The sequence below is a fragment of the Curvibacter fontanus genome (assembly GCF_054780335.1).
On record NZ_BAAGWN010000011.1, the window covers coordinates 25917 to 49671 of the forward strand.

General features: G+C 65.7%; 22 protein-coding genes, 1 tRNA gene and 1 pseudogene. 14 read left to right on the top strand and 10 right to left on the bottom strand.

Annotation, left to right across the window (positions count from 1 at the left end; genetic code table 11):
• Positions 1 to 39 precede the first annotated feature (39 nt).
• From ACYVH8_RS06240 to miaB, 4 genes are all read left to right on the top strand, one after another.
• The gene (locus tag ACYVH8_RS06240; protein ID WP_460488016.1) at positions 40 to 819 is read left to right on the top strand and encodes an enoyl-CoA hydratase; all 780 of its coding nucleotides are present in this window, start codon (positions 40 to 42) and stop codon (positions 817 to 819) included.
• 31 nt (positions 820 to 850) lie between these two features.
• Positions 851 to 927 (top strand) — tRNA-Met (locus ACYVH8_RS06245).
• 79 nt (positions 928 to 1006) lie between these two features.
• Positions 1007 to 1396: a hypothetical protein gene (locus tag ACYVH8_RS06250; RefSeq protein WP_460488017.1), complete on the top strand. Its 390-nt coding sequence runs from the start codon at positions 1007 to 1009 to the stop codon at positions 1394 to 1396.
• Between the two features lie 76 nt (positions 1397 to 1472).
• Positions 1473 to 2825 (top strand): tRNA (N6-isopentenyl adenosine(37)-C2)-methylthiotransferase MiaB, encoded by a 1353-nt coding sequence (gene miaB, locus ACYVH8_RS06255; protein ID WP_460488018.1) that lies wholly within the window; start codon positions 1473 to 1475, stop codon positions 2823 to 2825.
• On the opposite strand, the gene ffh is transcribed toward miaB, so the two are convergent.
• Positions 2822 to 4186, bottom strand: coding sequence for a signal recognition particle protein (gene ffh, locus ACYVH8_RS06260; RefSeq protein WP_460488019.1), 1365 nt, complete (start codon positions 4184 to 4186; stop codon positions 2822 to 2824). The genes miaB and ffh overlap by 4 nt on opposite strands.
• A 69-nt stretch (positions 4187 to 4255) precedes the next feature.
• Here ffh and ACYVH8_RS06265 point away from each other — a divergent pair, with 69 nt between their 5' ends.
• From ACYVH8_RS06265 to ACYVH8_RS06305, 9 genes are all read left to right on the top strand, one after another.
• Positions 4256 to 5056, top strand: coding sequence for a cytochrome C assembly family protein (locus ACYVH8_RS06265; RefSeq protein WP_460488020.1), 801 nt, complete (start codon positions 4256 to 4258; stop codon positions 5054 to 5056).
• On the top strand, positions 5053 to 5280 hold the full coding sequence (locus ACYVH8_RS06270; RefSeq protein ID WP_460488021.1) for a PP0621 family protein: 228 nt from the start codon (positions 5053 to 5055) through the stop codon (positions 5278 to 5280). The genes ACYVH8_RS06265 and ACYVH8_RS06270 overlap by 4 nt, the downstream gene beginning before the upstream one ends.
• The gene (locus tag ACYVH8_RS06275) at positions 5281 to 7014 is read left to right on the top strand and encodes a two-component system sensor histidine kinase NtrB (RefSeq protein ID WP_460488022.1); all 1734 of its coding nucleotides are present in this window, start codon (positions 5281 to 5283) and stop codon (positions 7012 to 7014) included.
• Positions 7011 to 8501: a sigma-54-dependent transcriptional regulator gene (locus tag ACYVH8_RS06280; RefSeq protein ID WP_460488023.1), complete on the top strand. Its 1491-nt coding sequence runs from the start codon at positions 7011 to 7013 to the stop codon at positions 8499 to 8501. Before ACYVH8_RS06275 ends, ACYVH8_RS06280 begins: the two co-directional genes overlap by 4 nt.
• A 121-nt stretch (positions 8502 to 8622) precedes the next feature.
• Complete coding sequence (gene ampD / locus ACYVH8_RS06285; RefSeq protein ID WP_460488024.1) at positions 8623 to 9222, top strand: 1,6-anhydro-N-acetylmuramyl-L-alanine amidase AmpD; 600 nt, start codon at positions 8623 to 8625, stop codon at positions 9220 to 9222.
• A gap of 390 nt (positions 9223 to 9612) precedes the next feature.
• Positions 9613 to 12513 (top strand): ribonucleoside-diphosphate reductase subunit alpha, encoded by a 2901-nt coding sequence (locus ACYVH8_RS06290; RefSeq protein ID WP_460488025.1) that lies wholly within the window; start codon positions 9613 to 9615, stop codon positions 12511 to 12513.
• Positions 12514 to 12638: 125 nt separating this feature from the next.
• Positions 12639 to 13829, top strand: a complete 1191-nt coding sequence (locus tag ACYVH8_RS06295) for a ribonucleotide-diphosphate reductase subunit beta (RefSeq protein WP_460488026.1) — start codon at positions 12639 to 12641, stop codon at positions 13827 to 13829.
• 174 nt (positions 13830 to 14003) lie between these two features.
• Positions 14004 to 14372, top strand: coding sequence for a histone H1-like DNA-binding protein (locus tag ACYVH8_RS06300; RefSeq protein ID WP_460488027.1), 369 nt, complete (start codon positions 14004 to 14006; stop codon positions 14370 to 14372).
• Between the two features lie 71 nt (positions 14373 to 14443).
• A complete protein-coding gene (locus ACYVH8_RS06305; RefSeq protein ID WP_460488028.1) occupies positions 14444 to 14773 on the top strand; it encodes a DUF167 domain-containing protein in 330 nt (109 codons plus the stop codon).
• Between the two features lie 4 nt (positions 14774 to 14777).
• On the opposite strand, the gene ACYVH8_RS06310 is transcribed toward ACYVH8_RS06305, so the two are convergent.
• The 8 genes and pseudogenes from ACYVH8_RS06310 to ACYVH8_RS06345 all read right to left on the bottom strand — a co-directional run bounded on the left by ACYVH8_RS06310 (position 14778) and on the right by ACYVH8_RS06345 (position 20833).
• Positions 14778 to 15680, bottom strand: coding sequence for a carbohydrate kinase family protein (locus tag ACYVH8_RS06310; RefSeq protein ID WP_460488029.1), 903 nt, complete (start codon positions 15678 to 15680; stop codon positions 14778 to 14780).
• A 17-nt stretch (positions 15681 to 15697) separates the two neighbouring features.
• A complete protein-coding gene (locus ACYVH8_RS06315) occupies positions 15698 to 16420 on the bottom strand; it encodes a DUF3426 domain-containing protein (protein WP_460488030.1) in 723 nt (240 codons plus the stop codon).
• A 134-nt stretch (positions 16421 to 16554) separates the two neighbouring features.
• Positions 16555 to 16680: pseudogene (locus ACYVH8_RS06320) on the bottom strand (zinc-ribbon domain-containing protein); the annotation flags it as partial.
• 45 nt (positions 16681 to 16725) lie between these two features.
• Positions 16726 to 17619, bottom strand: a complete 894-nt coding sequence (gene prmA, locus ACYVH8_RS06325; RefSeq protein ID WP_460488031.1) for a 50S ribosomal protein L11 methyltransferase — start codon at positions 17617 to 17619, stop codon at positions 16726 to 16728.
• A 121-nt stretch (positions 17620 to 17740) separates the two neighbouring features.
• A complete protein-coding gene (gene accC, locus ACYVH8_RS06330) occupies positions 17741 to 19090 on the bottom strand; it encodes an acetyl-CoA carboxylase biotin carboxylase subunit (protein WP_460488032.1) in 1350 nt (449 codons plus the stop codon).
• A 12-nt stretch (positions 19091 to 19102) separates the two neighbouring features.
• Positions 19103 to 19552, bottom strand: coding sequence for an acetyl-CoA carboxylase biotin carboxyl carrier protein (accB, locus tag ACYVH8_RS06335; protein ID WP_460488033.1), 450 nt, complete (start codon positions 19550 to 19552; stop codon positions 19103 to 19105).
• A gap of 127 nt (positions 19553 to 19679) precedes the next feature.
• Positions 19680 to 20225: a TlpA disulfide reductase family protein gene (locus ACYVH8_RS06340; RefSeq protein WP_460488034.1), complete on the bottom strand. Its 546-nt coding sequence runs from the start codon at positions 20223 to 20225 to the stop codon at positions 19680 to 19682.
• Between the two features lie 8 nt (positions 20226 to 20233).
• Complete coding sequence (locus ACYVH8_RS06345) at positions 20234 to 20833, bottom strand: hypothetical protein (RefSeq protein WP_460488035.1); 600 nt, start codon at positions 20831 to 20833, stop codon at positions 20234 to 20236.
• Positions 20834 to 20937: 104 nt separating this feature from the next.
• Here ACYVH8_RS06345 and mpl point away from each other — a divergent pair, with 104 nt between their 5' ends.
• Positions 20938 to 22407 carry a UDP-N-acetylmuramate:L-alanyl-gamma-D-glutamyl-meso-diaminopimelate ligase gene (mpl, locus tag ACYVH8_RS06350; RefSeq protein WP_460488036.1) on the top strand — a complete coding sequence of 490 codons (1470 nt, stop codon included), beginning with the start codon at positions 20938 to 20940 and terminating at the stop codon, positions 22405 to 22407.
• Between the two features lie 119 nt (positions 22408 to 22526).
• On the opposite strand, the gene ACYVH8_RS06355 is transcribed toward mpl, so the two are convergent.
• Positions 22527 to 23654 (bottom strand): 3-deoxy-7-phosphoheptulonate synthase, encoded by a 1128-nt coding sequence (locus tag ACYVH8_RS06355; protein WP_460488037.1) that lies wholly within the window; start codon positions 23652 to 23654, stop codon positions 22527 to 22529.
• Between the last annotated feature and the right edge of the window lie 101 nt (positions 23655 to 23755).

Sequence of the window (23755 nt, forward strand, 5' to 3'; positions counted from 1 at the left end):
ACGGCGCGGTGGAGCAACTGATCTGCAACGGAGATCCACATGACTTACGAAATGATCCAGGTCCGCACCGAAGCCGGCAAGGTCGGTTTCATCACCCTGAACCGTCCCAAGCAGCTCAATGCGCTGAACGACCAGTTGATGGACGAGCTGGGCGCAGCGCTCAAGGCCTTCGATGCCGACGCGGCCATAGGCTGCATGGTCATCACCGGCAGCGAGAAAGCCTTTGCCGCTGGCGCCGACATCGGCGCCATGGCCAGCTACAGCTTCGCCGACGTCTACAAGGGCGACTACATCACGCGCAACTGGGAAACACTGCGCAGCATCCGCAAGCCGGTGATCGCCGCCGTCAGCGGTTTTGCCCTGGGGGGCGGCTGCGAGATGGCCATGATGTGCGACTTCATCATCGCCGCCGACAACGCCCGCTTCGGCCAGCCCGAGATCAAGCTGGGCGTCATCCCCGGCGCCGGCGGCACGCAACGCCTGCCACGCGCCGTGGGCAAGGCCAAAGCCATGGACATGGCGCTGACGGGCCGCATGATGGACGCGGCAGAGGCCGAGCGCGCCGGCCTGGTCAGCCGGGTCGTGGCGCTGGACAAGCTGATGGAGGAAACGCTGGCGGCCGCCCTGATGATCTGCGATTACTCGCAGGTGGCCGTGATGGCCGCCAAGGAAGCCGTGAACCGCGCCTTCGAGGGCTCGCTCAACGATGGCGTCATGTTCGAGCGGCGCCTGTTCCACGCCCTCTTTGCCACGGCCGACCAGAAGGAAGGCATGGACGCCTTTGTCAACAAGCGCAAGCCCGTTTTCCGGAATTGCTGAGGCGGCAAAAAACGCTATAATTTGCCCCGTCGGTGATATAGCTCAGTTGGTTAGAGCGCAGCATTCATAATGCTGATGTCGGTGGTTCAAATCCACCTATCACCACCAGAATTACCCCCAAAGCCACTGCCCGTGTACAGTGGCTTTTTTGTTGCGACGTCATCCTTTCAGCCTCTGGATAAACACCATGAACCGCTGTTCAACATTGCCTTCGTTCCATCTCCGATGCGTCCTCCTGGCCCTCGCCTTCGGTGGGCACCTGGTCACGGCCAGCGCCTCGGCCCAGACGACCGAGCCCCAGCGCATCCCCCCGATCTCCGCCAAGGCCCAGCGCGGCGTGCTGCGCGTCGTGGCGCCGCCCGATGTCCTGGTGGACGGCCAGCCGGCGCGCCTGGCGCCCGGCGCGCGCATCCGCGACCGCAACAACCTGATGGTCGTCTCGGGCGCGCTGCTCGGACAGGATCTGGTGGTGCGCTACACACGCGATCCGCTGGGGCTGATGCACGAGGTCTGGGTCCTCACGGCCAGCGAGGCCGCCGCCGGCATGCCGGCCCAGCCGGCCCCTGCGCAGTACTGACCCTTCTTGCCCGCCGTCGCGGATAGACGGCGGCCGCCATGCCACCCGTCGCAGCGCACTCATTCAGGATCTCACCATGAGCAAAAAAGTTTTCATCAAGACCTTCGGCTGTCAGATGAACGAGTACGACTCGGACAAGATGGCCGACGTCCTGGGCGCCGCCCAGGGTTATGAACCCACGCAGGACGTGGAGGAAGCCGACCTGATCCTCTTCAACACCTGCTCGGTGCGCGAAAAAGCGCAGGAGAAAGTGTTCTCCGACCTGGGCCGTGTGCAGCACCTGAAAAAGAAGGGCGTGAAGATAGGCGTGGGCGGTTGTGTCGCCAGCCAGGAAGGCGCCGAGATCATCCGCCGCGCGCCCTATGTGGACGTGGTCTTCGGCCCGCAGACCCTGCACCGCCTGCCCGAGTTGCTGAACGCACGTGAAGCACAGAACCGGCCGCAGGTGGACATCAGCTTCCCCGAGATCGAGAAATTCGATCACCTGCCGCCCGCCAAGGTGGAGGGCGGCACCGCCTTTGTCAGCATCATGGAGGGCTGCTCCAAGTACTGCAGCTACTGCGTGGTGCCCTACACGCGCGGCGAGGAGGTGAGCCGCCCCTTCGAGGACGTGCTGGTGGAAATCGCCGGCCTGGCCGACCAGGGGGTCAAGGAAGTCAATCTGCTGGGGCAGAACGTGAATGCTTGGCGCGCACGGATGAGCAGCAACGCGAGCGTTGCGGGGACATCCGGCGAGATGGCCGACTTCGCCACCCTGCTTGAGTATGTGGCTGACATCCCCGGCATCGAGCGCATCCGCTACACCACCAGCCATCCCAACGAGTTCACGCCCTCGTTGATCGCGGCCTACGAGAAGCTGCCCAAGCTGGTGAGCCACCTGCATCTCCCGGTGCAACACGGCAGTGACCGCATCCTGATGGCCATGAAACGCGGCTACACCGCCATGGAATACAAGAGCACGGTGCGCAAGCTGCGCGCCATCCGCCCCGGCATGTCCATCAGCAGCGACTTCATCGTCGGCTTTCCGGGTGAGACAGAGGAAGATTTCAGCAGGATGATGAAGCTGATCGAGGACGTGGGCTTCGACAACTCCTTCAGCTTCATCTTCAGCCCGCGCCCGGGCACCCCCGCGGCCAACCTGCACGACGATACGCCGCACGAGGTCAAGCTGCGGCGCCTGCAGACACTGCAAGCGGTGATCGAAACCCATCTCAAGCAGATCAGCGCCAGCCGCCTGGGCACGGTGCAGCGCATCCTGGTGGAAGGGCCGTCCAAACGGGACGCGGAGGAACTGATGGGCCGCACCGAATGCAACCGCGTGGTGAACTTCAAGGCGCCGCAGCGCCTGATCGGCCAGATGGTCGACGTGACCATCACCAGCGCCATGCACTACAGCCTGCGCGGCGAGGCGGTGACGGCTGACGTCTAGAAGGGCATTTTCGGGAGGCCTTTCATGCCCCCCATGCGCTTCATCATCTTCATCATGCCGCCGCCCTTCATCTTCTTCATCATCTCCTGCATCTGCTCGAATTCCTTGAGCAGGCGGTTGACGTCCTGAACCTGCACACCGGCGCCGGTGGCGATGCGGCGCTTGCGCGTGGCCTTGATGAGCTCGGGCTTGCGGCGCTCCAGCCTGGTCATGCTCTGGATGATGCCTTCCTTGCGGCGCAGGTCGCGCTCGACCTTGTCCGTGTCCATCTGGCCCGCCTTGGCCGCCATCTGGGCCGGCAGCTTGTCCATCAGGCTGGACAGGCCACCCATCTGCTTCATCTGCTGCAGCTGGGCCAGGAAGTCGTTGAGGTCGAAGCCCTCGCCGCTCTTGACCTTGGCGGCCAGCTTCTGCGCGGCCTCGATGTCCACGTTGGCCGTGACCTGCTCGACCAGGGCCACGATATCGCCCATGCCCAGCACGCGGCCCGCATGGCGCTGGGCGTCGAAGACCTCCAGCCCGTCGATCTTCTCGCTCGTGCCCGCGAACTTGATGGGCACACCCGTGACGGCGCGCACCGACAGCGCCGCGCCGCCGCGTGAATCGCCGTCGGTCTTGGTCAGGATGATGCCGGTCAGCGGCAGGGCCTCCTTGAAGGCCTTGGCCGTGTTGATCGCGTCCTGGCCCTGCATGGCGTCGACCACGAACAGTGTCTCGACCGGGTTCAGCGCCGCGTGCAGATCGCGGATCTCGCGCATCAGCGCCTCGTCGATGGCCAGGCGACCGGCCGTGTCGACCAGCAGCACGTCGAAGAAATGCCTCTTCGCATGGTCCAGTGCGGCGCGCGCGATGTCGGCCGGCTTCTGGTCCGGCGTGCTGGGGAACCACTCCGCGCCGGCCTGCGCCGTCACGGTCTTGAGCTGCTCGATGGCCGCCGGACGGTAGACGTCGCCCGAGACGGTCAGCACTTTCTTCTTGCGCTTGTCGATCAGGTGGCGCGCCAGCTTGGCCGTAGTGGTGGTCTTGCCCGCGCCCTGCAGGCCGGCCATGAGGATCACGGCCGGCGGCTGGGCCGCCAGATTGATGTCCGACACGCCCTCGCCCATGGTGGCGGCGAGTTCGCGGTTGACGATGCCCACCAGGGCCTGACCGGGCGTGAGCGAGCCCATGACGGCCTGGCCCAGGGCCTGATCCTTGACGCGGGCGATGAAGTCGCGCACCACCGGCAGGGCCACGTCCGCCTCCAGCAGGGCCATGCGCACTTCGCGCAGCATGTCGGCCACATTGGATTCGGTGATGCGGGCCTGGCCCCGGATTTCCTTGACGAGGCGGCTGAGTTTGTCGGTGAGGGCGGAGGCCATGGGTGTGTTCCGGTAGACGGGGGAGCCTGGAAGGCCAACCGGCGATTGGCAAGGGGCTAAACTGTATCCATGATTTTACCCAGTGCCTCCCCCACCGGCATGGCCCTGGCCCTGGCCGTGCTGGCTGCCGCAGCCTACGCCGTCCCGGCCGCCGGCCGACTGTCAGCCGTCGCCGCACGCCGCGTGGTGCTTCTGGCCTGGCTGCTGCACGGCCTGTTATTGGCCTGGGGCCTGTTGGGGGACAGCCCGCGCTTCGGTTTCGCACCGGCGCTTTCCGTCACCGTCTGGCTGGTGGCTGCGGTTTATGCCATCGAAAGCCAGTTCTATCCCCAGCTGCAGACCCGCTGGGCGCTCTCGCTCCTGGGGGCCGGCGCCGTGATGCTGGCGCTGTTTTTCCCCGGCCAGACCCTGCAAGCCCAGGCCTCGGCCTGGCTGCCCTTGCACTGGGCGTTGGGCATCGCCTCCTACGGCCTGTTCGCGGTGGCCGTGATGCACGCCCTGCTCATGCTGCGCGCGGAGGAGCGCATCCGCCATGCAGCCGACCCCCGCAGCGGCCTGCCCCTGCTGACACTGGAGCGCCTGACCTTCCGTTTCGTCGGCGCCGGTTTTGTGCTGCTGTCGGCCACGCTGCTGGCCGGTCTGCTGTTCGATGAGCAGTTGTACGGCTCGGCCTGGAAATGGAGTCACAAGACCGTGTTTTCCGTGCTGTCCTGGGCGGTCTTTGCCGTGCTGCTGATCGGCCGCGCGCGTTTTGGCTGGCGCGGCTGGCGCGCCGCGCGCCTGCTCTTCACCGGGGCGAGCCTGCTGCTGCTGGCTTATGTGGGCTCGCGTTTCGTGCTCGAAATCATCCTGGGACGCAGCACCGCATGAAGTTCCTGCTTTTCCTCGCCATCCTGCTGCTGGCCGTCTGGCTGTGGCGCTCGGGCCGCCGCAGCGACAGCCGCTCCGACCGGGCCGCGGCGCCCCCGCCACCCGGCCCCCAGGAAATGGTGCGCTGCGCCCACTGCGGCGTACACCTGCCGCACGGTGAGGCCATCGTGGGCCGCATCGGCCTGTACTGCAGCAGCGAGCACCGGCAGAACGCGGAGCCTTGAATGGATCCGCGGGACAACGTGCATTCCTGGTTCGGCCCCTCCCTGCTGGACGAACGGCTGGAGGCCCCCGAAGAACAGCAGGAGTTCAGGCGCCTGTGGCTGGGCTTCATGACGGCGCGCGTCACGCTCGGCCTGGTGCTGCTGCTGCTGCAAACCACCCTGTATGCCCTGGGCCAGGCCGCCAACATCTGGCTGGTGCTGCTCAGCGGCGTCTATTTCACGGCCACGCTCATGGTGCGCGTGGCGCCGCGCCCACGCCCACTGGGCCAGACCTTCGACCAGTCCTGGCTCTCCAGCATCGGCATCGACGTGCTGGTCTTCACGGCCCTGCAACTGCTGCACGGCAGCAGCATCAACTACACCCCGCTGTACGCGCTGCCGGTGCTGCAGGCCGCCGTGCTGGGCTCGCTGACCCTGTCCATGGGCACGGCCGCCGGCATCACCCTGCTGCTGCTGCTGCACAGCGCCTGGCAATCACTGCACGGCCCGGGGGAGGCCACCCCGTTCTTCATCCAGGCGGCGCTCACCGGCGCGGGCAGCTTTGTCATCGCCTTCCTGGCGCACCAGCTCTCGGCCCGCCTGGCCAGCGAGCAGCAGCGCGCACGGCGCAGCCAGCATGCCATGCGCATCCAGCAGCAGGTCAACGACCTGGTGATCGAAGCCCTGACCGATGGCATCCTGGTGGTGGACGTGCGCGGCACCGTGCATGCGGCCAATCCGGCGGCGCGTCAGATGCTGCAGGCCGACGAACGGCCGCTCAAGCACACCCCTTTCAATCTGGCAGGCGAACCGGGCTGGCAATCGTTGGCCGAGCTGGCCTTCCAGGTCTTCACCGGCCGGGGGGACTTCCGCCATGCCGACATCGGCATCGAACATGTCGGCCAGGGCAACCGGCGCCTACGCGTGCGCACCCGCATGACCACCGCCCACTGGGGCGAGACCGAGATCCTGTGTGTCATGTTCCTGCAGGACCTGCGCGAAATGGAAGCGCGCATGCGCACCGAGAAACTGGCCAGCATGGGTCGCATGTCGGCCGCTGTGGCGCACGAGATCCGCAACCCGCTGGCCGCCATCACCCAGGCCAATGCCCTGCTGGAAGAGGACATCCAGGATCCGCGGCATCTGCGTCTGACCCAGATGGTGCGGCAGAACGCTCAGCGCCTGGACCGCATCGTCGACGACGTGCTCAACATCTCCCGCGCCGGCAAGCAGGCGGCCAACTTCGAGTCGCGTGTTCTGGAACTGACGCCCTCCGTGCAGCGCATCGGCCAGGACTGGGCCCAGCAGACCGGCAGCAGCACCTTGCTGTCCCTGCATCTGGCCCCCCATCCGCTGCCGGTGCACTTCGAACCCGAGCACCTGCGCCGCGTGCTGGTCAACCTGCTGGACAATGCGCGCCGTTACGCCCGCCAGCTGCCCCATGCGATCCAGGTGCATGCCCGCGCCGACACCAGCGGGCAGGCCCTGCTGGCGGTCTGGAGCGACGGCCCGCCCATGGAGCCCTCGGTCGAACAGCACCTGTTCGAGCCCTTCTTTTCCTCCGAAAGCCGTTCCAGCGGTCTGGGCCTGTATATTTGCCGGGAATTGTGCGAAGGGCACGGCGCCGCCATCGGCTACCACCGTGCCCGCCGCATCGCACGCGACACCCTGATGGATGGCAACGAATTCTTCATCACCCTGCGCCTGGCGGCCGCTGCGGCATCACCCGCCGCCCGCACCCGCGCCGCACCATGACCACGCCAGCCGCCACCCCCCACATCCTGGTCGTCGATGATGAACCCGACCTGCGCACACTCTACGAGTTGACGCTCTTGCGCGAAGGCTACCGCGTCGACGTGGCCGAGACCGTCGCCGACGCCTGGAACCACCTGCAGGAACGCCGCTACGAGGTGCTGATCACCGACATGCGCCTGCCCGACGGCTCGGGGCTGGAGCTGATCCAGCGCCTGCGCGCCCAGCAGCGCAATGAGCGCAGCGTGGTCATCACGGCCTACGGCTCGGCGGAGAACGCCGTGGAGTCGCTCAAGGCCGGCGCCTTCGACTACCTGACCAAACCGGTCGATCTGAAGCAGTTCCGCACCGTCATCGCCTCGGCCGTACAGGATGCCCTCAGCCCCCGTGCGACCAGTGCGCCCGCCCCCGTCAGCACCGCGCGTGCAGCGGTCCCCGCACCAGCTTCTGCAGCCGACGCAGCCCTCAAACGCCTGGTAGGCAGTTCACCGGCCATACGCCGGGTGCGCGAGCGCATCGTCAAGGTGGCGCGCAGCATGGCCCCCGTGCTGGTCTGCGGCGAGTCCGGCACCGGCAAGGAGCTGACAGCCCAGGCCCTGCACGCCTGGAGCCACCGTGGCACCGGCCCGCTGGTGGCCGTCAATTGCAGCGCCATCCCGGAGAGCCTTCTGGAGACCGAGTTCTTCGGCGTGCGCAAGGGCGCCTACACCGGCGCCAACCAGGACCGCAACGGCTACTTCCAGGCGGCCGGCGGCGGCACCCTGTTCCTCGACGAAATCGGTGACCTGCCCCTGTCCATGCAATCCAAGCTGCTGCGTGCCATCCAGGAGCGCTGCGTGCGCCCCGTAGGCGGCACGCAGGAGGAGACCGTGGACGTGCGCATCGTCAGCGCCACCCACAAGAACCTGGCACGCGAAGTACAGGAAGGCCGCTTCCGGCAGGATCTGTACTACCGGCTCAACGTGATCGAAATCGACATCCCCCCGCTGCGTGAACGCCGCGAGGACTTGCCCGCCCTTTGCGAAACCCTGCTGGCCCGCATCAGCCAGGAGTCCGGTCTGCGGATGTCGCGCCTGCCGCCCGAAGCCCTGGCCCAGCTGGCCAAGCACCCGCTGACCGGCAATGTGCGTGAGCTGGAAAACCTGCTGCACCGCGCCATGGCGCTGAACGAGGGCGGCGAACTGAGTTTCGACAACATCGACACCACGCCCGCCATCCTGGATCCGACGGCCTCGGACCTGGCGCCCACCGTGCCCGGGGTGCCGCCACCCGGCCTGGCCCCCGGCCCGCCGGAGAACCCGGAACTGCCGGCCGACCTGCAAGGCCACCTGGACCGCCAGGAGCGCGACATCCTCATCAAGGCGCTGCAGGAAACCGGCTTCAACCGCACGGCCGCCGCAGCCAAGCTGGGCCTGAGCCTGCGCCAGATCCGCTACCGGATCGCCCGCCTGAACATCGACACGCCACAGGGCAACGAGTCCGGCGCATGAGCACCGCACGGCCGCCCGAAGGGGCTCGCACCGCAGCCCGTCAGGGCGGAGGTCTCCCATGAGCACCCGCACGGCCGCCAGCAGGCGCTCACCCCGCAATGCGCAGCATGGAGCTTAGCCCTTGAGCACGCCCCCCCCCACCCCGGTGCGCGACAGCCTGTGGGACGGCGGCTGGTACCGCTACGCGCGCCGGCTGGACTCGCCCAACTTCGGGCCGCGTCCGGCAGATGCCACCGTGGACCTGCTGATCATCCACTCCATCAGCCTGCCACCGGGCCAGTACGGCGGCGACGAGGTGCAGCACCTGTTCACCAACACGCTGGACTGGAACGCCCACCCCTACTTCAAGAACATCGAGGGCATGCAGGTCTCCTCGCATTTCTACATCCGCCGCAACGGCGATCTCTGGCAGTTCGTGAGCTGCGAGGAGCGCGCCTGGCATGCCGGCGTCTCGAGCTACCGCGGGCGCGACAACTGCAACGATGACTCCATCGGCATCGAGCTCGAAGGCCTGGAAGGCGAGACGTTCGAAGCCGGGCAGTACGAAACCCTGGGCAGCCTGTGCGCAGCCCTGGGTCAGCGCTACCCGGTGCAGCACATTGCCGGGCACGAGCATGTGGCGCCCGGACGCAAGGCCGACCCCGGCCCGGGTTTCCAGTGGCCGGTGCTGCGGCGGACCCTGGGCTGGCCATCTCGGTATTTTCCCGAAGAGCCCGCCTGAGCCGGACCACCCGGCGGCGGCACACCGACCGCGCTTCACATCACTCCGAAAAGCCGCAGCGCAGACTGCATGCGGTCTGGCACGGAAAATCTGCTGCCGTGCCGCATGCCTGCTGGCCTTCGGCCAGAAGATTGCGCGATTTCAAGCGCTGCGCCGCGCCAGCACTGGACCTTGCGCTCACTGTTTCCGCAAGCAGATACAGCACTTTTTTTGCGCCAGATACGCCATGTACTGTATGCCCAACGCTACACTACCGGTAGTGGCTTGTATTCACCAAACACACCATATATAGTGCTTTTTGCTGGCAGTGCTTTTCTTCAACAGAACGCATCGCGAGCCAGAATACGGACCCCGAGAACCAACAACAGATTTGCTGACGACGAGGAAATAATGCAAACAGCCTTGAACCCCGCCACCCCCGCCCTGCACACCGGTGTCCTGACCATGCAAACCCAGGAAAACACGGCCGCCACGCCCCTCAACAACTACCAGATCATCCGCCGCAACGGCGCCGTCGTGCCCTTCGAGCCCAGCAAGATCGCCGTGGCCATGATGAAGGCCTTCCTGGCGGTGCACGGCACCCAGGGCGCCGCCTCCGCCAGTGTGCGCGAGGTGGTGGACGCCCTGACGCAGAACGTGGTGCGCGCGCTGATGCGTTCGCGCCCGGGCGGCGGCACCTTCCATATCGAAGACGTGCAGGACCAGGTCAAACTGGGCCTGATGCGCGGCGGCCACCACGAGATCGCCCGCGCCTACGTGCTCTACCGCGAGCGCCGCACGCAGGAGCGCGCCCAGCAATCCGCCCAGGCGGCGCCCAAAGCCCCCCTGCTGCACGTGATCGATGGCGACCAGCGCGTGGCGCTGGACCTGGGCCGCCTGCAGCAGCTGATCGAAAATGCCTGCGCCGGCTTAGGGCAAGACATCAAGCCCGATCCCATCGTCGCCGAGACCATGCGCAACCTCTACGACGGCGTGCCGATCGACGAGGTCTACAAGGCCGCCATCCTGGCCGCCCGCACCCTGATCGAAAAAGACCCGGACTACACCTACGCCACCGCGCGCCTGCTGTTCCACACCATCGCCCGCGAGGTGCTGGGCCGCGACGTGCCGCAAGCCGGCATGGGCCAGGCCTATGCCGACTATTTCCCTGAATTCATCAAGAAGGGCGTGGACAACGAGCTGCTCAACCCGGACATGCTGCAGTTCGACCTCAAACGCCTGGGCGCCGCGCTCAAGGCCGAGCGCGACCTGCAGTTCGACTACCTGGGCCTGCAGACCCTGTACGACCGCTACTTCCTGCACGTGCGCAAGAGCCGCATCGAACTGCCGCAGGCCTTCTTCATGCGCGTGGCCATGGGCCTGTCGCTGGGCGAGATCGACCGCGAGGCACGCGCCATCGAGTTCTACGAGGTGCTGTCCTCCTTCGACTTCATGTCGTCCACGCCCACGCTGTTCAACGCCGGCACCCTGCGCTCGCAGCTCTCCAGCTGCTACCTGACCACGGTGCCTGACGACCTGGACGGCATCTACGAGTCCATCAAGGAAAACGCCCTGCTGTCCAAGTTCGCCGGCGGCCTGGGCAACGACTGGACCCGCGTGCGCGCCCTGGGCAGCCATATCAAGGGCACCAACGGCGAGTCGCAAGGCGTCGTGCCCTTCCTCAAGGTGGTCAACGACACGGCCGTGGCCGTGAACCAGGGCGGCAAGCGCAAGGGCGCGGTCTGCACCTACCTGGAAACCTGGCACCTGGACATCGAGGAGTTCCTGGAACTGCGCAAGAACACCGGCGACGACCGCCGCCGCACGCACGACATGAACACGGCCAACTGGATCCCCGACCTCTTCATGCGCCGTGTCATGGAAAAAGGCGAGTGGACCCTGTTCTCGCCCTCCGATGTGCCCGACCTGCACGACCTCTTCGGCACCGCCTTCGAGCAGGCCTACGTCGTCTATGAAGCCAAGGCCAAGCGCGGCGAGATCAAGCCCAGCAAGACGGTGCCGGCCACCGACCTGTGGCGCAAGATGCTCTCCATGCTGTTCGAGACCGGCCACCCCTGGATCACCTTCAAGGATGCCTGCAATGTGCGCTCGCCGCAGCAGCACGCCGGCGTGGTGCACTCCTCCAACCTGTGCACCGAGATCACGCTCAACACCAGCGACACCGAAACCGCCGTCTGCAACCTGGGCTCGGTCAACCTGCGTCAGCACCTGAAGAACGGCGCCATCGACCAGGAGAAGCTGAAGAAGACCGTGTCCACCGCCATGCGCATGCTGGACAACGTGATCGACATCAATTACTACGCCGTCAAGAAGGCGCGTGACTCCAACCTGCGCCACCGTCCGGTGGGCCTGGGCATCATGGGCTTCCAGGATGCGCTGTACGAGCTGCGCATCCCCTACGCCAGCCAGGCCGCCGTGGAATTCGCCGACCAGTCCATGGAAGCCGTCTGCTACCACGCCTACTGGGCTTCGACCGAACTGGCGCGCGAGCGCGGCCAGTACTCCAGCTACAAGGGTTCGCTCTGGGACCAGGGCATCCTGCCGCTGGACACGCTGGACCTGTTGGCCAAGGCCCGCGGCGGTTATGTGGAAGTGGACCGCTCGGCCACCCTGGACTGGGATGCCCTGCGCCGCAAGATCGCCCGTGACGGCATGCGCAACTCCAACTGCGTGGCCATCGCCCCGACCGCGACCATCTCCAACATCATCGGCGTGGACGCCTCGATCGAGCCCTGCTTCGGCAATCTCTCGGTCAAGTCCAACCTGTCGGGCGAGTTCACCGTGATCAACAGCTACCTGGTGCGCGACCTCAAGCGCCTGGGCCTGTGGGACGACGTGATGGTCATGGACCTCAAGCACTTCGACGGCTCGCTGGCCCCCATCGACCGCGTGCCGCAGGACATCAAGGCCCTGTACGCCACGGCCTTCGAAGTCGAGACGCTCTGGCTGGTGGAAGCCGCGGCGCGCCGCCAGAAGTGGATCGACCAGGCTCAGTCGCTCAACATCTACATGGCCGGCGCTTCCGGCAAGAAGCTGGACGACACCTACAAGCTGGCCTGGTTGCGCGGTCTCAAGACCACCTACTACCTGCGCACGATGTCGGCCACGCACGCCGAGAAGTCCACCGTGACGGCCGGCCGGCTCAACGCGGTCTCCTCCGGCGCCGCCGCGAGCGGCGGCATGAGCGCCCTCGAAGCAGCAGCGGCTGCAGCGCAGGCACAGATGGCCACGGCAGCAACCGATATCAAGTTCTGCGCGATCGACGACCCGGGTTGCGAAGCCTGCCAATGATCGCGCCGCACTGTCGCATGGCCTCATGCATGCGATGTTATTGAGCAACAAAATTGGGCAGCGATGTGAATGAATACTTTCCATTTCACGTCGTCGCTCTCATAATCCGCTGATTGGAACCTCTTATGTTGTCCTGGGACGAAGAAGTCAAGCCCACATCGTCAATGTCTTATGCCGGCGCTGCCACGAGCAGCCGCCCGACTGAGCTTCCCTTGCATACACCCCAGCTGCGCACGGCGCAGCACAGTGCGGCGCCTGTCACCGCTGCTCCCGCCGCCAGCGTTGCGGCCGCCACCGCGCACCGCATCAAGGCCGCCGACAAGCGCATCATCAACGGCCAGACCGACGTCAACCAGCTGGTGCCCTTCAAGTACAAGTGGGCCTGGGAAAAATACCTGGCCACCTGCGCCAACCACTGGATGCCGCAGGAAGTGAACATGAACCGCGACATCGCCCTCTGGAAAGACCCGAACGGTCTGACCGAAGATGAGCGCCGCATCGTCAAGCGCAACCTCGGCTTCTTCGTGACCGCCGACTCGCTGGCCGCCAACAACATCGTGCTGGGCACCTACCGCCACATCACGGCGCCCGAGTGCCGCCAGTTCCTGCTGCGCCAGGCCTTCGAGGAGGCCATCCACACCCACGCCTACCAGTACATCGTGGAATCGCTGGGCCTGGACGAAGCCGAGATCTTCAACGCTTACCTGGAAGTCCAGTCCATCCGCGACAAGGACGAGTTCCTGCTCCCGTTCATCAACGCGATCATGGACCCCAACTTTCACACCGGCACCCCGGAGACCGACCAGACCCTGCTCAAGAGCCTGATCGTCTTTGCCTGCCTGATGGAAGGCCTGTTCTTCTACGTGGGCTTCACGCAGATCCTGGCCCTGGGCCGCCAGAACAAGATGACGGGCGCAGCCGAGCAGTACCAGTACATCCTGCGCGACGAGTCCATGCACTGCAACTTCGGCATCGACCTGATCAACACGATCAAGCTCGAGAATCCGCAGCTGTGGACGCCTGAATTCAAGGCCGAGATCAAGGCCCTGTTCGAAAAAGCCGTCGAGCTGGAGTATCGCTACGCCGAGGACACCATGCCGCGCGGCGTGCTGGGCATGAACGCCTCCATGTTCAAGGGCTACCTGCGCTACATCGCCAACCGGCGCGCCACCCAGATCGGCCTGGAGGCGCTGTTCCCCAATGAAGAGAATCCCTTCCCCTGGATGAGCGAGATGATCGACCTGAAGAAGGAACGCAACTTCTTCGAGACCCGTGTCATCGAGTACCAGTCCGGCGGCGCGCTCTCCTGGGACTGAAAAAATCAATCTATGGCTTCCAGAATCACACCGGCTGTCTACCGCTCCACAGAGAGCGGCGCCAGCCTGTGTCACCCCGTTCATGGCGTTGGGGTCCGCCCCAGCCTCATGAATCGCTTCATGCATCCAACACGCGTGAAGTGCTCTTTGTAACTTGATCAAGGAGAATTAGTAATGGCAACTGCAAAAAAAGCGGCTAAAAAGGCCCCCGCGAAGAAGAAGGTAGCAGCAAAGAAGGCTCCGGCCCGTAAAGCTGCAGCGAAGAAGGCTCCGGCCAAGAAGGCCGCGGCTAAGAAGCCGGCAGCCAAGAAGGCTGCTGCCAAGAAGCCCGCCGCCAAAAAGGCTGCGAAAAAGAAGGTAGCCAAGAAGGCTGCCAAGAAGCCGGCTGCGAAAAAGCCTGCTGCCAAGAAGGCTGCGAAAAAGCCTGCGAAGAAAAAGGCCGCTGCGAAGCCTGCTGCTGCCCCGGCCCCCGCGGCTCCTGCGGCTCAGACCACTCTGAACCCGCAGGCCGCATGGCCCTTCCCCACGGCCAGCCGTCCTTAAGACTGCCGAGGCCTCAAGCCCGTTGCCTGCAAAGGCAGCGGGCTTTTTCTTTGGCAGCCTGCGTCCACACCATGTCCGGCCTTCTTCCGCCTGATCAGCCCTATCTGCATGTACAGAAGGATGGTGCGGTGACCGTGGAGATGCATGTCATGCCCAATGCAGCCCGCACCCAGATCCAGGGCTTGCACGACGGCGCCCTGCGTGTGCGTCTGCATGCGCCCCCCGTGGACGGCAAGGCCAATCTGGCCCTGCAGGCCTGGCTGGCCGAAACGCTGGATATTCCGAAATCAGCGGTGGAACTTATGCGCGGCGCGAGCGCCCGTCGCAAGCAGCTGCGCGTGGCCGCCAGCCATGCAGCACTGGCCCGCTGGCAAGCGCTGACGCCCCCACCCGAGGCCTGAACCCTCAGGCGCCGAAGGCCTGCGGCGAAACGGTGTAGTTCTGCGGGCCGCGGTGCGCGATCTTGTGCGAGCCCATGCGGTTACCCAGCTCGGCCGACTTGCCCAGCGACCAGCCGCGTTCCAGGCCGTAGAGCAGGCCACCGCGGTAGGCGTCGCCGCAACCCGTGGGGTCGACCACGGCGGCGGCCCGGACCGGCGGCACCAGGGTCTTGTGACCGTCCACCCAGACCTCGCTGCCCTCATGACCCAGGGTGATGACCAGGCCACGCACCTTGCGCGAGATATCGGCCGGACTCCAGCCGGTGCGCTCGCAGAGCATCTTGCCCTCGTAGTCGTTCACCGTGACCCAGCTGGCGAGTTCGACGAAGTGCGCGAGGTCCCTGCCGTCGAACATGGGCAGGCCCTGGCCCGGGTCGAAAACGAAGGGAATGTCCGCCGCCTTGAACTGCTCGGCGTGCTGCAGCATGGCGTCGCGCCCGTCGGGCGAGATGATGCCCAGCTTCACGTCCGGCTGGCGCTCGATGCGGGTCACATGCGCCTGCATCATGGCGCCCGGGTGGAAGGCCGTGATCTGGTTGTTGTCGCGGTCCGTCATGATCAGCGCCTGCGCCGTGTAGGTCTCGCCGATCTCACGCACATGCCGCGTGTCGATGCCAAGCTCGCGCAGGCGCTGCACGTAGCCGGCTCCGTCATTGCCAACGGTGGCCATGGGCAGGGGTGCACCGCCCAGGGCCTTGAGCGCATAGGCGATGTTGCCGGCGCAACCGCCGAAGTCACGGCGCAGCGTGGGCACCAGGAAGGACACATTGAGGATGTGCAGCTGGTCGGGCAGGATCTGCTCGGCGAAGCGGCCCTCGAAGTTCATGATGGTGTCGAAGGCCAGGGAGCCGCAGATGAGAGTTGCCATGGATTTCTCTTGAAGATTCAGGGATAAAAAGCAAGCAGCCGGTAACCGGCGACGCGCTCGCCGCTGCCATTGGTCTTGATGGTCAATACCAGGGTGGCCTGGGTCTCGGCGGCGGCCGGGATCACACCCGACTTGACGCCCAGCTCCTCGGGCTGGAAGACGCGCCGCATGAGCGCGTGGTCCAGGGTATCGGTCAAAGCCAGCTCGATGGCCGGCATGGCCAGATCGACGGGGGCGTTGTTCTTGAGGGTCAGGCTGAGGCGGTACAGGTCACCCTTGATCTTGCTGAAGGCCGAGCTGTCGATCACCACCGACTCGATCTCTCGCAGCGGCTCGATCTGGCAGTCCAGCAAAAGGCAAACTTCCTCGATCAACGGCCTGAGACCGGGTTCGCGGACGACCAGCTGATTGCGCTCCTGCACCAGCAGCTGCAGCGCCAAGCCCAGGACCAGCAGCAGACAGATCACCAGCAGGGTGGCACGCACCAGCGGCCGGTGCCAGCGCGAAGGCCGGGGCGCACCGCGCATGAAGGAAAGTTCGGCGGTGGCCGAGGCGCGCGGCACGGGCTCTGTTTCGGCAGCGAACACGGGCTCGGCGCGGCCGGTCACGCCATAGGCCGATCCGTCGGGCAGCAGACCGGGACCGGAGACCGGCTCCAGCACCGTGTCACCCTGTGGCTCGTGCAGTTCCAGGTCCAGGTCCACATCGTGAACCACAGGCTGGGCCGGGGCTTCGGCCACAGGTTTTTTCCGGTCCTCTTGTCGGCCTTGCGGGTTTCGGACGCCATGGCAGCAGCCAAGGCGCCTTCGAAAGGGGCCATCTCCTGGTCAGGTGCGTCTGCAGCCCCCGCCACCGGCACGACCGCCTCCTGCATGTGCGCCGAAGCGTCGAAGATCTCCTCACACTTGCCGCAGCGCACCCAGCCCTCGGAGATCCGCAACTGGTCCGGAACGACCTTGAACATCGTCCGGCAGGCAGGGCAGCGTGTGATCAGGCTCATGGGTGATCGATTGTAGAGCCCGGAACCCGGAATCTTAGAGCCTGTTCACGGTCTCGCAGGGGCCGCGGTCATCAGAATCCAGCCGTCTTCGGCATCGGCCACCTGGAGAGCCGCATAGGGCGCATAGGCCTCTTGAAGTTCCCGAGCCTGGCGTTCCAGAATGCCAGCCAGCACCAGGGCGCCACCGGGCGCCACACGCGAGCACAGCAGCGGCGCCAGCACCTTGAGCGGCGTGGCCAGGATGTTGGCCAGCACGGTCCGGTACCGGCCCTGGGCCAGCTCGGGCAGGCCGGCGTTGAGCGTCACGCCATTGGCTTCGGCATTGAGGCGCGTGGAAGCCACGGCCGCCTCGTCGATGTCCACGGCATCGATGTCACGGGCGCCGAACTTGGCCGCGCCGATGGCCAGGATGCCCGAGCCGCAGCCATAGTCCAGCACGCGGCCCAGGCCCTGGACGCCATGGCGCGCGATCCAGCGCAGACACATGCGGGTCGTCGGGTGGGTCCCGGTGCCGAAAGCCAGGCCGGGATCGAGCCGGATGATGGTCTTCGCCTGCGCCGGCGGCTCGTGCCAGGTCGGCACGATCCAGAACTCGGGCGTGATGTCGACCGGGGCGAACTGCGATTGCGTCAGCCGCACCCAGTCCTGCTCGGGCACCTCGGCCGCACCCAGCACAAGGCAATCCGCGAAGAAATCCTGGGCCTGCAACAGCGCGGCGGCCTCGTCGGCCGCTACGCGCGTGGGAAAAAGCGCCAGCACCCGCGAACGCTGCCAGCCATCGGCCGGCGGCGGCATGCCGGGTTCGCCAAAAAGCGCCTGCTCGGCCTCGGTCTGGGCGTCGGCGTCCTCGACACTGACGCTCAGCGCATCCAGTGCGTCGAGCGCCTCGCCCAGGACCTCGACGCGGTCCTGGGGGCAAAGCAAACGAAGTTCGTGCATAGGGCGAGAGCGCAGGGTTTAAATTCGCAGGCTCCCGTGGAACCGGCTTCGCCGGGCCACTGGGAGCGTCTCCCCGCCACCGAAGGATGAGCGGGGGGAAGGCGCATCGCGCCTCAGGGGGTCATCTCTTGTGATGCCGCATCCACTCCTCGAGGTAGTGGATGTTGGTGCCACCGGTCATGAACTTGGCATCCGCCATCAGCTCGCGGTGCAGCGGGATATTGGTGCTGATGCCCTCGACCAGGGTCTCGGCCAGGGCCGTGCTCATGCGGGCCATGGCCTGCTCGCGCGTGTCACCGTGCACGATGATCTTGCCGACCATGGAGTCGTAGTTCGGCGGAACGAAGTAGTTGGTGTAAACGTGCGAGTCAACACGCACCCCCGGGCCGCCCGGCGCGTGCCACATGGTGATGCGGCCCGGCGAGGGCGTGAACTTGTAGGGGTCTTCGGCGTTGATGCGGCACTCGATGGCATGGCCGCGGATCACGATGTCCTTCTGGGTGAAAGGCAGCCTCTCGCCGGCGGCCACCATGATCTGCGTCTTGACGATGTCCACGCCCGTGATCATCTCGGTCACCGGGTGCTCGACCTGCACACGCGTGTTCATCTCGATGAAGTAGAACTCGCCGTCCTGGTAGAGAAACTCGAAGGTGCCGGCGCCGCGGTAACCGATCTTCTTGCAGGCCGCGACACAGCGCTCGCCCACCTTCTCGATCAGCTTGCGCGGGATGCCGGGGGCCGGCGCTTCCTCGATGATCTTCTGGTGGCGGCGCTGCATGGAGCAGTCGCGCTCGCCCAGGTAGACGGCGTTCTTGTGCTTGTCGGCCAGGATCTGGATCTCCACATGGCGCGGGTTCTCCAGGAACTTCTCCATATAGACAGCCGGGTTGTTGAAGGCCGCGCCGGCTTCGGCCTTGGTCATCTGCACCGCATTGACCAGCGCCGCCTCGGTGTGCACCACGCGCATGCCGCGCCCGCCGCCGCCGCCCGCCGCCTTGATGATGACCGGGTAACCCACGCTCTTGGCAATGCGTTTGATCTGGGTCGGGTCATCGGGCAGCTCGCCTTCGGAACCGGGCACGCAGGGCACACCGGCCTTGATCATGGACTGCTTGGCCGAGACCTTGTCCCCCATGATGCGGATGGACTCGGGTGTCGGGCCGATGAACTGGAAACCGCTCTGCTCCACGCGCTCGGCGAAATCGGCGTTCTCGCTCAGGAAGCCGTAGCCGGGGTGGATGGCCTCGGCATCGGTCACCTCGGCGGCCGAGATGATGGCCGGCATGCTGAGGTAGCTTAGGCCGGAGGGCGCCGGGCCGATACAGACGGCTTCTTCGGCCAGCTTGACGTACTTGGCTTCGCGGTCGGCCTCGGAATAAACCATCACCGCCTTGATGCCCAGCTCGCGGCAGGCGCGCTGGATCCGCAAGGCAATCTCACCGCGATTCGCGACCAGAATCTTCTTGAACATGGGGTGGCAGCCTTATTCGATGATGAACAGGGGCTGTCCGTACTCCACGGCCTGGCCGTTCTCGCACAGGATCTGCGTCACGGTGCCGGCCTTGTCGGTTTCGATCTCGTTGAGGATCTTCATGGCTTCGATGATGCACACGGTCTCGCCCTGCTTGACGGTCTGGCCCACTTCCACGAAAGCCTTGGCGCCGGGCGAAGCCGAACGGTAGAAAGTACCCACCATGGGCGACTTGACGGCATGGCCACTGGGCGCCGCCGGGACAGGGGCCGCCGCCGCCGGGGCAGCCGGAGCCGCCGCAGGTGCGGGAACGGCCTGCGCAACCGGCATCTGATAAGCCTGGACCATGGCCGGACCGCCTTTGACGATGCGCACCTTGCCTTCGGCTTCGGTGATTTCCAGCTCCGACACGTTCGAGTCGGACACCAGATCGATCAGGGTCTTGAGTTTTCGCAAATCCATGGGAACTCCAACGTCGTTATTTCATGTGCCATCAATTTAGAATAATTGCCAGCAATTTCCAGCCAACTACGGCGAACTCGATGTGCCCGCTCATGGCCGGGCGCCATCATAAGCGATCTTGGAGGCGCTATTTCAGTTCACGCCAGAGCGCCAGATCGTGCTCGGAAAGCTTGCCGATTTTACGGTTCAGGATGCCTCCGTCGGCCCCGACCAGCACCGTGAAGGGCAGCCCGCCGGCCTGATTGCCCAGGGATTTGCTCAGCGCCAGACCTTCCATACCAGCCAGAACCACCGGAAAATCCAGCGCTTGACGGGCCAGGAAAGCCTGAACCGGCGCCAGCTTGTCCACGGCAATTCCAACAATTTGCCAACCTTTGGCCTGGTTTTTTCGGAAAAAAGCGTTCAATAAGGGCAGTTCCTCCACGCAGGGAGGACACCAGGTGGCCCAGAAATTGAGCATCAAAGGACGCCCACGCAAACTGGCCAGCGCCAGCCGCGTGCCATTGGGCGTGTCGAATTCCAGGCCCCAGAACTCCTGCGCCCAGGCCGGATCAGGCGAAGCCGGCGTGTAACGCCACCAGGCCAGCCCTGCGCCGGCCAGCCCCGCCGCCGCCGCGGTCATGGCATACAAGGCGTACCGGCGCCTGGGGAGATTGCTGCTGTTTTGTTCCAAAAATCACCTCAATTTTTATCTACTTCGCCCAAAAGACGGCGTACGGCCATCAGATCACCGCGCGGCGTCCGGTTCTTGCTGTCGCGCAACAGGGCACCACGCAGGTCGTCCAGATCATGGACCATCAAATGGACCCCGACCGTCTCACCCAGTTCCCGGCAGGGGGCATGAAAACTCAGCGCCTCGACCGGCTCCCGGTGCAGGCCAGTCACCGTGCGCGGCGCGTAGGCCACCCCCTGATCGATCAATTCGATCTCGGCCGACTTCTCGTCCTCGCAAAAGAGCTGGAGATAGATGTCCGACAGGCGCGTGGCCGTGCCGTGCCAGACCGCCCCGCTCAGATGCGGCCGGAACCGCGCCAGCCGCTCCATCCAGAGCAGGGCCAGGCGACGCAGGGCCAGCAGTTCGCCCGGCTGGGTATCGGCGCAGAAGACCGCGATGTACTCGCGCACCGCGTCCTCGACCTCATCGTTGCCCGGCAAGGGGGTGCGCGGTGGCAGGCCCAGCTGGCGCAGGGCACGCCGCTTGGCGGGACCATACTCCAACCCCTCTTCCACGACCACCTGCGCCGCCGAGGCGGCAATTTCCTGCGTACTCACGGCCGCCATTCTGCTCCTGCCGGTCACGGGAGTCCCTAAGAGCCTGTTTACGATCTGGAAGCGACCCCTTCCAGATCGTAAACAGGCTCTAAGGCTGCACCTAGAATCGACCGATGCATATCCATATCCTCGGCATCTGCGGCACCTTCATGGGGGGACTGGCCGCCCTCGCCCGTGAAGCGGGTCACAAGGTCACCGGTTGCGACGCCGGCGTCTACCCGCCCATGAGCGAGCAGCTGCGCGCACTGGGCATCGATCTGATCGAGGGTTTCGGCGCCGACCAGACGGCCTTGAAGCCCGATATGTACGTGATCGGCAATGTGGTGAGCCGCGCACGCGCCACCGACGGCAGCCCGAAGTTCCCGCTGATGGAAGCCATCCTCGAAGCCGGCGCGGCCTACACCAGCGGCCCGCAGTGGCTGGCCGAGCACGTGCTGCAGGGCCGCCACGTGCTGGCCGTGGCCGGCACGCACGGCAAGACCACCACCACCTCCATGCTGGCCTGGATCCTGGAGGCTGCGGGCAAGCAGCCCGGCTTCCTGGTGGGCGGCGTGCCGATGAACTTCGGCATCTCTGCCCGCCTGGGAACTGTGGCCCCCACGCTCCCCGCTGCGCGTGGTTCGCTGCCCCCCGAGGGGGCCCTTGCGCCTTGGGGCGGCCCGGCGGCGCAAGCCCCCGCCCAAAGCCGTCCGCTCTTCGTGATCGAGGCCGACGAATACGACACCGCCTTCTTCGACAAGCGCAGCAAGTTCGTGCACTACCGGCCGCGAACGGCCATCCTGAACAACCTGGAGTTCGACCACGCCGACATCTTCGACGACCTGGCCGCCATCGAGCGCCAGTTCCACCACCTGGTGCGCACCGTGCCTGGCACGGGCCGGGTCGTGGTCAACGGGCTGGAGGAAAGCCTGGCGCGCGTGCTGCACACCGGCTGCTGGAGCGAGCAGCGCAGCTTCGGCGCGGCGGTCAGCGATTTCAGCGCGCGCGGTGAGCCTCATGACTTCGAGGTGCTGCAGCAAGGAAAAACCGTGGCCCGCGTGCAGTGGAGTCTAACGGGCGTGCACAACCAGCTCAACGCGCTGGCGGCCATCGCCGCGGCCGAACACGTGGGCGTGTCACCTGCGGTCGCAGCACATGCGCTGGCGGAATTCCAGAACGTCAAGCGACGCATGGAAGTGCGCGGCACGGCGCGCGGCATCACCGTCTACGACGACTTTGCCCACCACCCCACGGCCATCCGTACCACGGTGGACGGCCTGCGCCGCAAGGTCGGCAAGACGGCCCGCATCCTGGCCGTCTTCGAGCCGCGCAGCAACACCATGAAACTGGGGACCATGAAGGCCCAGCTGCCCTGGAGCCTGGAAGACGCCGACCTGGCCTTCTGCCACAGCGGCGGGCTGGGCTGGGACGCGCGCGAGGCCCTGGCCCCCATGAATGCGCGCGCGCAGGTGGCCGACAGCATCGATGAACTGGTAAGACTGGTGGTCACCGCGGCCCGCCCGGGCGACCACCTGCTGTGCATGAGCAACGGCGGCTTCGGTGGCGTGCACGGCAAATTGCTGGAAGCCCTGCAGGCAGGCTGACGCAGAGCGCCGGCCCTCACCCCAGCCCTCTCCCAGGGGGAGAGGGGGTCAATCGGGGGGGGGCATGACTCGGGGTGTTCACTCCCTCTCCCGCCGGGAGAGGGCTGGGGTGAGGGCAATCAGCGCGAGCGCCGTGCCTTGACCGCGTCCGACAAGACCTGCAGGGCCTGGATGGAATCGTCCCAGCCCAGGCAGGCGTCGGTGATGCTCATGCCGTACTCGAGCTTGCTCGCATCGTCCTTGCCCGGCGTGAACTTCTGCGCGCCGGCATTCAGATGGCTTTCCACCATCACACCAAAGATGCTGCGTGAACCGCCCGAGATCTGGCCGCCGATGTCACGCGCCACATCGAGCTGCTTCTCGTGCTGCTTGCTGCTGTTGGCGTGGCTGCAGTCCACCATCAGCGTGGCGGGCAGCTTGGCGGCCTCCAGCTCCTTGCAGGACGCAGCCACGCTGGCCGCGTCGTAGTTCGGCGTCTTGCCACCGCGCAGGATGACGTGGCAGTCCCTGTTGCCGTTGGTCTGCACGATGGCGACCTTGCCGTTCTTGTGCACCGACAGGAAGTGGTGGCCGCGCGCCGCCGCCTGGATGGCGTCGGTGGCGATGCGGATGTTGCCGTCGGTGCCGTTCTTGAAGCCGATGGGTGCGGACAGACCCGAGGCCAGCTCGCGGTGCACCTGGCTTTCGGTCGTGCGCGCGCCGATGGCGCCCCAGGCGATCAGGTCGCCGATGTACTGCGGGGAGATCACGTCCAGGAACTCGCTGCCGGCCGGCAGGCCCAGGCGGTTGATCTCGATCAGCAGCTGGCGCGCAATGCGCAGGCCCTCGTCGATGCGGTAGCTCTCGTCGAGGTAGGGGTCGTTGATCAGGCCCTTCCAGCCCACGGTGGTGCGCGGCTTCTCGAAGTACACGCGCATCACGATCTCCAGCGTGTCCTTGTATTTCTCGCGCTCCGTCTTGAGCCGGCGGGCGTATTCCACGGCGGCGGCCGGGTCATGGATGGAGCAGGGCCCGATGATGACCAGCAGGCGGTCGTCCTTGCCGGCCATGATGTTGTGAATGGTGTGGCGCGTGTGGGAGATCAGGCTCTCCACGGGCGTGCCGCTGATGGGAAAGAAACGGATGAGGTGTTCGGGCGGGGGCAACACGGTGATGTCCTTGATGCGTTGATCGTCGGTGCGACTGGTCTTGTCACCGGGATGCGCATACCAGGCGTCGGCGCCGGTCGCGGGGGTTTGGGCAGTCATCGTGTCACTCCTAACGTTGGTTTTGAATGGGTGTATCGGGCAAAAAAAAACCGCCGGCGGGGCCGGCGGTTTTTGGAATTCGGGACGTTTCTACTGGGTAC